This is a genomic window from Pseudomonas sp. RA_15y_Pfl1_P11 (genome assembly GCF_963970975.1).
Lineage (GTDB): Bacteria > Pseudomonadota > Gammaproteobacteria > Pseudomonadales > Pseudomonadaceae > Aquipseudomonas > Aquipseudomonas tritici.
This window is the reverse complement of record NZ_CAXAOY010000002.1, coordinates 312,717-325,754: the sequence shown is the minus strand read 5'-3', so window position 1 is coordinate 325,754 and position 13,038 is coordinate 312,717. Positions and strand designations below refer to the sequence as shown.

General features: G+C 60.9%; 10 protein-coding genes. 3 read left to right on the top strand and 7 right to left on the bottom strand.

The genetic code is table 11. The features are described 5' to 3' along the window. Positions 1–93 precede the first annotated feature (93 nt). The 6 genes from AACY44_RS03580 to AACY44_RS03555 form a co-directional block, all read right to left on the bottom strand. On the bottom strand, positions 94–471 hold the full coding sequence (locus tag AACY44_RS03580) for a DUF971 domain-containing protein (protein ID WP_314561598.1): 378 nt from the start codon (positions 469–471) through the stop codon (positions 94–96). A gap of 82 nt (positions 472–553) precedes the next feature. Beyond that, positions 554–1,891 (bottom strand): ATP-dependent protease ATPase subunit HslU, encoded by a 1,338-nt coding sequence (gene hslU, locus AACY44_RS03575; RefSeq protein WP_339427284.1) that lies wholly within the window; start codon positions 1,889–1,891, stop codon positions 554–556. A 37-nt stretch (positions 1,892–1,928) separates the two neighbouring features. Beyond that, positions 1,929–2,459 carry an ATP-dependent protease subunit HslV gene (gene hslV / locus AACY44_RS03570; RefSeq protein ID WP_049710414.1) on the bottom strand — a complete coding sequence of 177 codons (531 nt, stop codon included), beginning with the start codon at positions 2,457–2,459 and terminating at the stop codon, positions 1,929–1,931. Between the two features lie 257 nt (positions 2,460–2,716). Then, positions 2,717–3,427, bottom strand: a complete 711-nt coding sequence (locus AACY44_RS03565) for an SPOR domain-containing protein (RefSeq protein ID WP_339415545.1) — start codon at positions 3,425–3,427, stop codon at positions 2,717–2,719. Position 3,428: 1 nt separating this feature from the next. After that, positions 3,429–5,165: an arginine--tRNA ligase gene (gene argS, locus AACY44_RS03560; protein WP_339435788.1), complete on the bottom strand. Its 1,737-nt coding sequence runs from the start codon at positions 5,163–5,165 to the stop codon at positions 3,429–3,431. A 199-nt stretch (positions 5,166–5,364) separates the two neighbouring features. Further along, positions 5,365–7,584: a primosomal protein N' gene (locus tag AACY44_RS03555; protein ID WP_339529806.1), complete on the bottom strand. Its 2,220-nt coding sequence runs from the start codon at positions 7,582–7,584 to the stop codon at positions 5,365–5,367. A 214-nt stretch (positions 7,585–7,798) separates the two neighbouring features. On the opposite strand from AACY44_RS03555, the gene rpmE reads away from it, so the two are divergent. The 3 genes from rpmE to AACY44_RS03540 all read left to right on the top strand — a co-directional run bounded on the left by rpmE (position 7,799) and on the right by AACY44_RS03540 (position 10,300). Then, positions 7,799–8,029 carry a 50S ribosomal protein L31 gene (rpmE, locus tag AACY44_RS03550; RefSeq protein ID WP_049710411.1) on the top strand — a complete coding sequence of 77 codons (231 nt, stop codon included), beginning with the start codon at positions 7,799–7,801 and terminating at the stop codon, positions 8,027–8,029. A 14-nt stretch (positions 8,030–8,043) separates the two neighbouring features. Next, positions 8,044–8,850 carry a thermonuclease family protein gene (locus AACY44_RS03545; RefSeq protein ID WP_339415548.1) on the top strand — a complete coding sequence of 269 codons (807 nt, stop codon included), beginning with the start codon at positions 8,044–8,046 and terminating at the stop codon, positions 8,848–8,850. A 181-nt stretch (positions 8,851–9,031) separates the two neighbouring features. Further along, complete coding sequence (locus AACY44_RS03540; RefSeq protein ID WP_339415550.1) at positions 9,032–10,300, top strand: malic enzyme-like NAD(P)-binding protein; 1,269 nt, start codon at positions 9,032–9,034, stop codon at positions 10,298–10,300. 135 nt (positions 10,301–10,435) lie between these two features. Here AACY44_RS03540 and AACY44_RS03535 read toward each other — a convergent pair whose 3' ends face one another. After that, positions 10,436–12,895 carry a penicillin-binding protein 1A gene (locus AACY44_RS03535; protein WP_370467828.1) on the bottom strand — a complete coding sequence of 820 codons (2,460 nt, stop codon included), beginning with the start codon at positions 12,893–12,895 and terminating at the stop codon, positions 10,436–10,438. Positions 12,896–13,038: the final 143 nt, after the last annotated feature.

Genomic DNA, 13,038 nt, shown 5'->3' with positions numbered 1-13,038 from the left:
TTTTTTTCGCAAGCGGACCAAGCGTTGGTCACGCGACAGGGCATTCAAGCAGATGAAATTAGAAAATGCCCTCTAAAGAGCAAGACGCCTGGGCTAGAGCATCAGCCGCACGACCGACTGACTTGGATCGCGGGTTTTGCCGGCCGCTTTGAGTTCGGCAAGGTAGTCGGCCCACAGCGCGTCCTGGCGCACGGCCAATTGGTAGAGGTAGTCCCAGGTGAACAGTCCGCTGTCATGACCGTCGTCGAAGGTCAATTTCAGTGCGTACTGACCGGCCGGTTCTATTTTGACCAAGCGCACGTTGAGTTTGCCGAATTGCAGGATGGGTTTGCCGTGACCCTGGACTTCTGCGGAAGGCGAGTGGGTGCGCAGCAGTTCGGCGGGGAGTTGGTACACCTCGTCGGGCCCGTAGGTAAGGCCGAGGGTGTTGGAGGTTTTGTGCAGGTTTACAGCTGTAGGGAATTTGGACATGGGAGCCTCCAGCGGCCAGCCTTAAGCTACAAGCGGCAAGTTGAATGGGCTCAACTTGAAGCTTGTAGCTTACAGCTTGAGCTCACAGAATGTAGCGCGACAGATCTTCGTTCTGCGCCAATTCGCCCAAGTGGCTATTGACGTAATCCGCATCAATTTTGATCACTTCGCCATTCTGCGCACCGGCCAGGTCGCCGGCGCTGAAGGACACTTCCTCCAGCAAACGCTCAAGCAGGGTATGCAGTCGACGCGCACCAATGTTCTCGGTCTTCTCGTTGACCTGCCAGGCGATCTCCGCCAGACGCTTGATGCCGTCCGCTTGGAACTCGATACCCAAGCCTTCGGTTTTCAGCAACTCACGGTATTGCTCGGTCAGCGAAGCATGCGGCTCGCTGAGGATGCGCTCGAAGTCGCCCGGGGTCAGTGCCTTGAGCTCGACGCGAATCGGCAGGCGGCCTTGCAGCTCCGGCACCAGGTCGCTTGGCTTGCTCAGGTGGAAGGCACCGGAGGCGATAAACAGGATGTGGTCGGTCTTGACCATGCCCAGCTTGGTGTTCACGGTGCAGCCTTCGATCAGCGGCAGCAGGTCGCGCTGCACGCCTTCGCGGGACACGTCGACGCCACCGGAGTTACCGCGCTTGGCGACTTTGTCGATCTCATCGATAAACACAATGCCGTGTTGCTCGACCGCTTCCAGGGCCTTGGCCTTGAGCTCTTCCTCATTCACCAGGCGCCCGGCTTCTTCGTCGCGCACCAGTTTCAGCGCTTCCTTCACCTTGAGCTTGCGGCTTTTCTTTTTGCCCTTGCCCATGTTGGCGAACAGGTTCTGCAACTGGCTGGTCATTTCTTCCATGCCTGGCGGGGCGGAGATGTCGACACCGGAGACTTCGGCGACTTCGATCTCGATTTCCTTGTCGTCCAACTGGCCTTCACGCAGGCGCTTGCGGAACAGCTGGCGGGTGTTGGAATCCGAGGCCGTTGCGGCGTCTTCGTTGAAACCCGCGCGTGCCGGTGGCAGCAGGGCATCAAGGATGCGTTCTTCCGCGGCGTCTTCGGCGCGATGGCTGACCTTGGTCATTTCCTGCTCGCGCAGCAGCTTCAGCGCTGCATCGGCCAAGTCACGAATGATCGACTCGACGTCGCGGCCCACGTAGCCCACTTCGGTGAACTTGGTGGCTTCGACCTTGATGAACGGTGCATTGGCCAGTTTGGCCAAGCGACGGGCGATTTCGGTTTTACCGACGCCGGTAGGGCCGATCATCAGGATGTTTTTCGGCGTTACTTCAACACGCAGCTCTTCGGGCAGTTGCATGCGGCGCCAGCGGTTACGCAGCGCGATGGCAACGGCGCGCTTGGCATCGTCCTGGCCGATGATATGGCGGTTGAGTTCATGGACGATTTCGCGGGGAGTCATGGACATAGTGTTTGGCGGCCTCAAGCGAGAATAAGCCTACGGCTTATTCGGCGAGGTCCTGCTCCTCAATGGTCTGATTGTGGTTGGTGAACACGCAGATATCGCCGGCAATGCCCAAGGCCGTCTCGACGATTTCGCGGGCCGACAGGTCGGTTTTTTTCAACAGTGCGCTGGCTGCCGCTTGGGCGTAACCACCGCCGGAACCCATAGCGATCAGGCCATGTTCGGGCTCAACCACATCGCCGTTACCGGTGATGATCAGGGAGGCATCTTTGTTGGCGACGGCCAACATGGCTTCCAGGCGGCTGAGCGTACGGTCGGTGCGCCATTCTTTGGCGAGCTCGACGGCGGCGCGCACGAGGTGGCCCTGGTGTTTTTCCAGCTGGCCTTCGAAGCGCTCGAAGAGGGTGAAGGCGTCGGCGGTAGCGCCGGCAAAGCCCGCGAGAACCTGGCCGTGGTAAAGGCGACGCACTTTCTTGGCGTTACCTTTCATCACGGTATTGCCAAGGGAAACCTGGCCGTCGCCGCCCATGACGACTTTGCCGTGGCGACGTACTGAAACGATGGTGGTCAAGGGGAGAGTCTCCACGCAGCGGGGCGAAAATGCCCTGATGGAAACTGATATGGGGGTGGCGAGGGGGATTTCAACTGTAGGACGGGAGGGAGGACGAGTTGTGTTTATGTGTCGGACTCGGTCCTGAGACCGCTGAAAATAAATGTGGGAGCTGGCTTGCCTGCGATGGCGGTGTGTCAGTTACTGAAAATATTGACTGTTACACCGCCATCGCAGGCAAGCCAGCTCTCCCACATTTGTACTGGGTTGGCTGGGAGTTAGCGGCTCTGGCGTTGTTGTAACAACAGGTTGCTAAACCCTGCGCCCGCCAGTTGTTTCTGCGCGACGGTCAGCTGTTCACGGTTGCTGAACGGCCCCACCAGCACGCGGTACCAGGTCGCATCCTTCACCGTACCGGACTCTACCGTCACCGCTTGGCCCAGCAGGATGATCTGCGCGCGCACGCGATCCGCATCCGCCTGTTTCGGGAACGAGCCCGCTTGCAGGAAGAACTTGGTCACCGGCGCTGCCTTGGTCTCGGCGACCGGTGGTGCTGGCGGCGGAGTGATCCCGGCCAATGCGGCCTGGGCGCGCGCGGTGTCGATTTTCGCGGCTTCTGCCGGCGTGACCGGCGTGACCGGCGTGGTCGGCACTTGCGGCGTCGGCAGGGTTTTCTCCGGTACGGCGTCAGGCGGCACGATCACTTCCGATTCCGGCAGCAGCGTGTAGAAGTCGTACTTTGGCTTCACCGGTGCTGTTGGGCTTGGCGCGGTCTTGTTGGCTTCGGCCATTTTGGTGGCTTTCTGCTGCTCCTGTTTGACCCGTTTGACGTCGTCGCCCTGGCCTGGCTCCAGTTTCATCAGGAACACGATAAACGCGCCAACGGTGAGGCCGATGGCCATCCACAGCCAGCCTGGAATAGGCTTCTTTGCCGGGGCCTGGTAACGGCTGGCGCCGCGCTTGGGTGCAGGTTTTTTCTTGGCAGCCAACTTACATACGCTCCAGAGTTTCCAGGCCCAACAGTTCCAGGCCTTGCTTGAGGGTCCGTCCAGCCAGTGCGGCGATGCGCAGACGGCTTTGCTTTTGGGCTTCGTCGTCGGCGGTCAGGATCGGGCAGTTCTCGTAGAAGCTGGAGAACAGGCCCGCGACTTCGTACAGGTAGGTGCACAGAATGTGCGGGGTGCCTTTCTCGCCGACGCTGTTCAGCACTTCGCCGAATTGCGCGAGCTTGGCGGCCAGTTCTTGTTCGTGCGGAGCCTCCAGCACCATCTGGCCGTCAACTTCGCTGAAGTCCTTGCCCAGCTTGCGGAACACGCCAGCCACACGGGTGTAGGCGTACAGCAGGTAAGGCGCCGTGTTGCCTTCGAAATTGAGCATCAGGTCGAAGTTGAAGCTGTAGTCGCTGGTGCGGTGCTTGGACAGGTCGGCGTATTTGACCGCGCCAATGCCCACCACGCGGGCGATGTTGCGCAGGTCGGCTTCGGCCAGCTCCGGGTTCTTTTCCTTCACCAGAGTGTAGGCGCGTTCCTGGGCTTCGGTCAGCAGGTCGATCAGCTTTACCGTGCCGCCATCGCGGGTCTTGAACGGACGGCCATCGGCGCCGTTCATGGTGCCAAAGCCCATGTGCTCCATGTGCATCGGGTGGGTGACGAAACCGGCTTTGCGCGCTACGGCGAACACTTGCTGGAAGTGCAGGGCCTGGCGCTGGTCGACGAAGTACAGCGCGCGGTCAGCCTTGAGCGTGCCGCTGCGGTAGCGTACAGCCGCCAGGTCAGTGGTGGCGTAGAGGTAGCCGCCATCGGCCTTGACGATGATCACCGGCAGCGGCTCGCCGTCGGCGTTCTTGAATTCGTCGAGGAACACGCACTGGGCGCCGTTGCTCTCGACCAGCATGCCAGCAGCCTTCAAGTCGTTGACCACATTGATCAAGTCGTCGTTGTAGGCGCTTTCGCCCATCACATCGGCCATGGTCAACTTGACGTTGAGCTGTTCGTAGATCTTCTGGCAGTGGGACAGCGAGATATCCTTGAACTTGGTCCACAACGCCAGGCATTCGGCATCGCCGGCCTGCAGCTTCACTACCAAGCCACGGGCGCGGTCGGCGAACTCTTCTGACTCATCAAAGCGCTTCTTGGCCGCGCGATAAAAATTTTCCAGGTCTGACAATTCGTCGCTGGTGATCGGGTTTTCCTGCAGGTAGGCCATCAGCATGCCGAACTGGGTGCCCCAGTCGCCGACGTGGTTCTGACGGATGACTTCGTCACCGAGGAACTCCAGGACCCGTGCTACGCCGTCGCCGATGATGGTCGAGCGCAAGTGGCCGACGTGCATCTCTTTGGCCAGGTTGGGGGCCGACAGGTCGACCACGGTGCGCTGGGCCGGGCCGGCTTTGCGCGCGCCCACATGGGCATCGACCAAGGCCGCGTCGAGGCGGTTGGCCAAGGCCTGGGTGTTCTGGAAGAAGTTGATGAAGCCAGGGCCGGCGATTTCGGCCTTGGTGACGCTTTCATCGGCAGGCAGCGCGGCAATGATTTTTTCAGCCAGGTCGCGTGGTTTCATGCCGGCAGGCTTGGACAGCATCATCGCAATGTTGCTGGCGAAGTCGCCGTGGGTCTTGTCGCGGGTGTTTTCCACCTGGATCGCCGGCGTCAGGCCTTCAGGCAACACACCTTCGTTGACGAGTTGGGTGAGGGCTTGTTGGAGCAGCTGGCGAATGGTGTCTTTCATGGTGTTCTCTTTCGACCGCAAGCGGCGGCGCGCGATGCGCAGGTGGAAAAACTGGGCATTATCCGTGGCGAGGGCGGGCTTGCCAACCATTCAGACGGGTTGGCGACCTGCGGGCCTCATCGCGGGCAAGCTCGCTTCCATATTTAAGGCTGTTCACATTTCAAAATGTGGGAGCTGGCGTGCGATAGCAATGTAACGATCAGTACAAATCCACCGGGTCCACATCCAGCGACCATCGCACTTGTCGGCCGCTGGGCATTTGCTCCAGGGCAAGCAACCAGCTACTTAATAGCCGATGCAGGGGCGCACGGGAGGTTGCTTGCAAGAGTAGCTGAGCACGATAACGCCCGGCGCGGCGTTCCATGGGCGCTGGCACCGGGCCGAGCAGCTCGATGCCGCTCAGGCTCAGCTCGCCGAGCAAACGTTCGGCGGCGCTGCACGCTTCATCCAGAAAGCTTTCGGCCTGCCCTGGTTTGTGGGCTTCGGCGCGTAATAACGCTAAATGCGAAAAAGGCGGCAGGCCGGCGGCGCGGCGTTCGCTCAGCGCCTGTTCGGCGAACGCAAAGTAACCTTGTTCAGTCAGTTGGATCAGCAGCGGATGTTCGGCCAGGTGTGTCTGGATAATCACCCGGCCTGGCTCTTCGGCGCGGCCTGCGCGGCCGGCGACCTGCACGATCAACTGCGCCATGCGTTCGCTGGCGCGGAAATCTCCGGAGAACAGCCCGCCGTCCGCGTCCAGGATCGACACCAGGGTCACCCGTGGAAAATGGTGCCCTTTGGCAAGCATCTGCGTGCCGATCAAGATGCACGGCTGGCCCTTCTGGATGGTCGCGAACAGTTGGTTCATCGCGTCTTTGCGCGAGGTGCTGTCGCGATCGACGCGCAGCACCGGGTAATCGGGGAACAGAATGCCCAGGCGCTCTTCCGCGCGTTCGGTGCCTGCGCCTACAGGTCGCAGGTCGACTTTGCCGCATTGCGGGCAGTGGCGAGGCAGCCGCTCCACATGACCGCAGTGATGGCAGCGCAACTCGCCGTGGCGCTGGTGCACGGTCATGCGCGCATCGCAGCGCTCGCACTCGGACATCCAGCCACAGTCGTGGCACAGCAGGGTCGGCGCAAAGCCCCGACGATTGAGAAACACCAATACCTGTTGGCCGGCGGCGAGGGTCTGGCCGATGGCTTGTTGCATGGGCCCGGAAATACCGCTGTCCAATGGGCGACTTTTAACGTCGAGGCGTAGGAAGCGTGGCTGCTTGGCGCCGCCCGCACGCTCGTTGAGGCGCAGGAGGCCGTAACGGCCGGTGTAGGCGTTGTGCAGGCTTTCCAAGGACGGCGTGGCCGAGCCCAGCACAATCGGGATGTCTTCCTGGCGTGCGCGCACCAGCGCCAGGTCGCGGGCGTGGTAGCGCAAGCCTTCTTGCTGTTTATAGGAGCCGTCGTGCTCCTCGTCGATGATGATCAGCCCGGGGTTCTTCATCGGGGTGAACAGCGCCGAACGGGTGCCGATAATAATGTCGGCTTCGCCATCTCGCGCGGCCAGCCACGACTCCAGGCGCTCACGGTCGTTGACCGCCGAGTGCACCAGGGCGATACGTGCGTTGAAGCGTTGTTCGAAGCGCGCCAGGGTTTGCGGGCCCAGGTTGATCTCGGGGATTAACACCAGTGCCTGTTTACCGGCTTGCAGGGTTTCGCGGATCAACTGCAAATAGACTTCGGTCTTGCCGCTGCCGGTGACCCCGGCCAGCAGGAAGGCATGGAAACTGTCGAAGCCTGCACGAATGGCTTCATACGCAGCGCGTTGCTCTGGGTTCAGCGGCAATTCCGGTTGGGCCAGCCAGTGTTCGTGGCGGGCGTTGGGGGCTTGCTTGCGGATCTCCACCTGCACCAAGCCTTTAGCCAGCAGCAGGTTGAGGCTGTCCTTGCTCAGCATCAGCTTGCTTAACAGTTGATGGGCCACGCCGTGGGGATGCTGTGCCAGTGTCGCCAAGGCTTCACGTTGGCGCGGGGCGCGGGCGATACGCGGGTCGTCGAGGCTCGCGCCGGGCACCGTCGACCAGAAGCGTTCCTGGCGTGCTTCGGCCAGTTCGCCTTGGCGCAGCAGTACCGGCAATGCCCAGCTTAAGGTGTCGCCCAGGCTGTGCTGGTAATACTGGGCCGTCCACAGGCACAGCTTGAACAGCGCAGGTGGCAGCGGTGGGGTGGCGTCGAGCACCGCCAGCGCGGGCTTGAGCTTTTCCGCAGGCACTTCGCTATGGTCGGCCACTTCCACCAGGATGCCGATCATTTCCCGCCGGCCAAAGGGTACACGTACGCGCATGCCCGGCTGTAACTGCGCCCGCAGCACGCCAGCCGGAGCCCGGTAATCGAACAGGCGGCGCAGGGGCGAGGGCAGGGCTAGGCGCAAAATGGCGTCGGGCACGCGGGGGTCTCATATAAAGGCAGGCGGTGGCGCAGGGGCGGGAGCCTAGCAGACAGGCGCAGGCTTGGGTATGCCGCACTTTCTGATGAAAGGCGCGGATTCAGCCAGATGCGCCGCTTGCGCGATTAAAAAGGTCTGGTAGAATCCGCGGCCTAATTACGTGCGGTATTCGACAATAGTGTCGAGTGGCGGCACGCTAGCCCGAGGAAGTGCCATGAAAGCCGATATCCATCCAGCGTACGAAACCATCGAAGTAACCTGCAGCTGCGGCAACAAGTTCGAAACGCGTTCGAACCTGTGCAAGCCACTGGGTACTGACGTATGCAACGAGTGCCACCCGTTCTACACCGGTAAGCAGAAAACTCTGGACACCGGCGGCCGTGTACAGCGCTTCGCAGATCGCTTTGGTGCTTTCGGCAAGAAGCCTGCTACTCCAGCAGAGTAAGGCTCAAAAGCCTTATGGGCTTTTGCCAGCTGTTGAAAAAGGCGTCCCTTGTGGGCGCCTTTTTTGTGCCTGGGATTTGGCAGTCAGCCGCCCAGGCGCAGGTGTTCTGTCCCGCGCCGTCAGGCCTTGCCCGGGTTGAGGTGCAGCGCGTGGTGGATGGCGACACGGTGCGCCTCAAGGATGGTCGCAGCGTACGGATGATTGGCCTCAATGCGCCGGAGACCGGCAGGCGAGGCCGTTCCGACGAGCCCTACGCTGTCGCTGCCCGTCAGCGCTTGCAGGCATTGGTAGACGCCAGCGACAGTCGCCTCGGCCTGGTGCCTGGGCGCGAGAGCAAAGACCACTACGGCCGCACGCTGGCTCACCTCTATGGTGCCAATGGCGAGAATCTGGAAGCGCAGTTGCTGGCCGAGGGCCTGGGGTTCCAAGTGGGCGTCGCGCCCAATGTCGATCTCGTCACTTGCCAGCAGGCGGCCGAAAACACTGCCCGCAAGGCGCGACTGGGTCTTTGGCGCCAGTCGCCAGTGCGACAGGTGGCGCAGCTCAAGCAATCCGGCTTCGTGCTTGTCAGCGGTAAAGTGCGCAAGATCGAACGCAATCGTGGTGGAATCTGGATCGAATTGCGGGGTTCACTGGTATTGCGCATTGCACCCGACCTCATCCAACAGTTCGACGCCGCATGGCTAAGTGGTCTGCAAGGCAAGGCAATCGAGGCGCGCGGCTGGGTGCAGGATCGCGCCAAGCGGGGCGCCCTGAAAAACGGCCAGGCACGTTGGCTGCTGCCAGTGACCGACCCCGGTATGCTCAAATCGATTTATTAATAAAAAATTGTAGACATTTTTTTAGGTGATTGTGAACACTTGAGCCCTTGTGTCCCGTGGCCTTAGACCAAAGTACGGCACTTTGGGGCCTTGACACCTGTGACTGCCCAGTCTTGTAGGGACTTTGCGACACGCGTATCCTCGGCGGTCCGTCGACCAACAGCAAAAGCGGAATGCCGATATGTCTGATTTGAAAACTGCCGCTCTCGAATACCATGCCCATCCTCGTCCAGGGAAGCTGAGTGTAGAGCTCACCAAAGCCACTGCCACCGCCCGCGACTTGTCGCTGGCCTACAGCCCTGGTGTTGCCGAGCCCGTACGTGAAATCGCCCGCGACCCTGAACTGGCGTACAAGTACACCGGCAAAGGCAACCTGGTTGCAGTGATTTCCGATGGCACCGCGATTCTCGGCCTGGGCAACCTTGGCCCATTGGCGTCCAAGCCAGTCATGGAAGGCAAAGGCGTGCTGTTCAAGCGCTTCGCCGGCATCGACGTTTTCGACATCGAAGTCGACTCCGAAAGCCCGCAGGCGTTCATCGACACGGTCAAGCGCATTTCCATCACCTTTGGTGGCATCAACCTGGAAGACATCAAGGCACCTGAGTGCTTCGAGATCGAAAAAGCCCTGATCGAACAGTGCGACATTCCGGTATTCCACGATGACCAGCACGGCACCGCGATCGTTACCGCTGCCGGCATGATCAACGCCCTGGAAATCGCTGGCAAAACCCTGGCTGATGCCAAGATCGTCTGCCTGGGCGCTGGCGCCGCGGCCATCTCTTGCATGAAGTTGATCGTGAGCATGGGCGCCAAGCTGGAAAACATCTACATGGTCGACAGCAAGGGCGTGATCCAGTCCGAGCGTACCGACCTGAACCAGTACAAGGCGATGTTTGCCCATCCTTCGTCCAAGCGCACCCTGGCTGACGCGCTCGACGGTGCAGACGTGTTCGTTGGCCTGTCCGGCCCGAACCTGCTGAGCGCCGAAGGCCTGAAGTCCATGGCCGCCAACCCGATCGTGTTCGCCTGCTCCAACCCGGACCCGGAGATCTCGCCGGAACTGGCGCATGCCACTCGCAACGACGTGATCATGGCCACTGGCCGTTCGGACTACCCGAACCAGGTCAACAACGTTCTGGGCTTCCCGTTCATCTTCCGTGGCGCCCTCGACGTTCGCGCCCGGCGCATCAACGAAGAGATGAAAGTGGCTGCTGCCAACGCCCTGCGTGAACTGGCCAAACTGCCGGTGCCTCAAGACGTGTGCGATGCCTACGGTGGCGCCAAGCTGGAATTCGGTCGTGAGTACATCATCCCGAAACCAATGGATAAGCGCCTGATCACCCTGATCTCCGATGCCGTGGCCAAAGCCGCCATCGAGACCGGTGTGGCTACCCTGGCGTATCCGAAGAACTACCCGCTGCAAAGCGTGGATGATGTGTTCAACGGCTAAGCCGTAGACCCATAAAAAAACCCGGCTCGGAACGCCGGGTTTTTTTATGGGGAGGTTTCAAGCTGCAAGCTGCAAGTTTAAGGGTGGCACATCACGGCTCTTTCTTGCCGCTTGTAGCTGACAGCTTGCCGCTCTCTAAAAGAGATCGATCGGCGCCGCCTCGTCTGCTGGCAGCGGGCTGCCCGGCGCGACGCCATTGCCCAACTCATTAATTGACGGCGGCGTGTCTTCGCTCTTGAACAGTTCGAAGTACGCATTCGGCGTGCTTGGCGATGCCGCACGGCCACTGATCGGGTCGATCCGCAGGCTGAGGATGCCTTCCGGCTCCGGCTGGGTGTGCAGTGGCTTGTCCTTCAAGGCTGCGCCCATGTAGCTCATCCAGATCGGCAGCGCGACGGTGCCACCGTACTCTCGACGACCAAGGCTTTCCGGTTGGTCGTAGCCGGTCCACACGGTGGTGACGTAGTCGGCGTTGTAGCCGGAGAACCACGCATCCTTGGACTCGTTGGTGGTGCCGGTCTTGCCCGCGATATCGGCGCGGCCAAGGGCCAGGGCGCGGCGGCCGGTGCCCTTCTTGATCACGTCTTCAAGGATGCTGTTGAGGATATAAGTGGTACGGCCATCGACGATGCGCTCGGCCACGGCTGGCGCCTGCGGTTCGGTTGCAGCGGCGTTGGCAGTTGGCGCAGCACCTGGGGTTGGCTCAATGGTGATGCCGCCATTACTCGGGGCCGCCAGGCCATCATTCGCGGCTACGCCGTTGACCACATCCCCCGGCACTCGCGGCGGGTTGGCGGTAAACAGGGTGTCGCCGTTGCGGCTTTCGATCTTGTCGATCAGGTACGGCGCGATCTTGTAGCCGCCGTTGGCAAAGGTACTCCAGCCGGTGGCGATTTCCATCGGCGTAAGGGTCGCGGTGCCCAGCGCCAGGGACAGGTTTGGCGGCATGTCGGATTTGGCAAAGCCAAAGCGCGTCATGTAATCGATGGTCTTGCCCACGCCCATCGCCTGCAGCAGGCGGATCGACACCAGGTTACGCGACTTGTACAACGCCTCGCGGATGCGGATCGGGCCGAGGAACGTGTTGTTGTCGTTCTTCGGGCGCCAGACTTTGTCCAGGTACTCGTCGACAAACACGATCGGGGCATCGTTGACCAGGCTGGCGGCGGTGTAGCCGTTGTCCAGTGCGGCGCTGTAGATGAACGGCTTGAAGCTCGAGCCGGGCTGGCGCTTGGCCTGGGTCGCACGGTTATAGTTGCTCTGCTCGAACGAGAAACCACCCACCAGCGCGCGGATTGCACCGTTCTGCGGGTCCAGAGACACCAGAGCGCCCTGGGCCAATGGCACCTGGCTGAATTTGAGCGTGTCGTCCTTCTGGCGTTGCACGCGGATCAAGTCACCCACCTGCGCGACGTCAGACGGCTGCTTGGGTATTGCGCCCATGCTGTTAGTGTTCAGGAAAGGGCGCGCCCATTTCATGCTGTCCCATGCCACATGGGCTTCACCCGTGCGGGTCAGCACCTGCACGCCATCCTTGTTCACTTGGGTGACGATCGCCGGCTCCAGGCCGCTGATCGCACGTTGCTTGCCCAGCTCGGTGGTCCAGGCGCTCAGGGTCTTGCCCGGCAGGCGCGATTCAGGGCCGCGGTAGCCGTGGCGCTGGTCGTAGGTGATCAGGCCGGAATGCACCGACTCATTGGCGATGTCCTGCAGGTTGCTCGGCACGGTGGTGGTCACACGGAAACCTTCGGTGTAGGCCTCGCTGCCGTAGCGGCCGACCATCTCGGCGCGCGCCATTTCGGCGATATAGGGTGCGTTCACTTCCGGCGTCTGCACGTGGTAGCTGGCGTTCAATGGCTCGGCGATGGCGCTTTCGTAAGCGGCCTGGTCGATCTTGCCCAGCTTGTACATGCGCCCCAGGATCCAGTCGCGGCGTTCTTTGCTGCGTGCCGGGTTGGCCAGGGGGTTGAAGCGTGATGGGGCCTTTGGCAGGCCGGCAATCATGGCCATCTGCGCCAGGCTGGCATCACGAATTGACTTGCCGTAGTAGACCTGCGAAGCCGCCTCAATCCCATAGGCACGGTTGCCCAGGTAGATTTTGTTGACGTACAGCTCGAGGATCTCGTCCTTGGTCAACTGGCGCTCAATCTGCAGTGCCAAGAGGATCTCCGTGGCCTTGCGCGAAAAGCTGCGCTCGCTGGTGAGGAAGAAGTTCTTCGCCACTTGCATGGTGATGGTGCTGCCGCCGGACTGAATGTGTCCGCTTTTTACCAATTGTGTCGCCGCACGCAGCAGGCTGCTTGGGTCGACGCCATAGTGGTTGGCAAAGTTATCGTCTTCGGCCGACAGCAGGGCGTTGATGAAATTGGGTGGAATATCGGCAAAACGAATCGGTGTGCGGCGCATTTCGCCGAACTCCGCGATCAGTTTTTCATCGCTGCTGTAGACCCGCAAAGGAATCTGCAACTGGATGCTTCTAAGGGCCTCTACGGAGGGTAAACCCGGACTAAGGTAGAGGTAGGCCCCGCTGAGCACGAGCAGCAGCCCGCAAACGATGGCGACAATGGAGTACCCGAAAAACTTCAGCAGACGAATCAAGGCTTTTGGATTTCCAGAGAAAAGAATGAGTTAGGCGTCGGGGCATGCATGGCAAACGATGGATCGACCCGAGCTGCAGATAAATAGCGGGAAAAAGCGATGGGCATTAAAGCATTTTTCGACTTGGGGCGTCATTCGCG

Excerpts from the sequence above, each read along its gene's own strand:
- AACY44_RS03545 (WP_339415548.1), top strand. The coding sequence starts at position 8,044 with ATGGGCTTTTGCCAGCTGTTGAAAAAGGCGTCCCTTGTGGGCGCCTTT.
- hslU (WP_339427284.1), bottom strand. The coding sequence starts at position 1,891 with ATGTCCATGACTCCCCGCGAAATCGTCCATGAACTCAACCGCCATATC.
- AACY44_RS03580 (WP_314561598.1), bottom strand. The coding sequence starts at position 471 with ATGTCCAAATTCCCTACAGCTGTAAACCTGCACAAAACCTCCAACACC.
- argS (WP_339435788.1), bottom strand. The coding sequence starts at position 5,165 with ATGAAAGACACCATTCGCCAGCTGCTCCAACAAGCCCTCACCCAACTC.
- AACY44_RS03540 (WP_339415550.1), top strand. The coding sequence starts at position 9,032 with ATGTCTGATTTGAAAACTGCCGCTCTCGAATACCATGCCCATCCTCGT.
- rpmE (WP_049710411.1), top strand. The coding sequence starts at position 7,799 with ATGAAAGCCGATATCCATCCAGCGTACGAAACCATCGAAGTAACCTGC.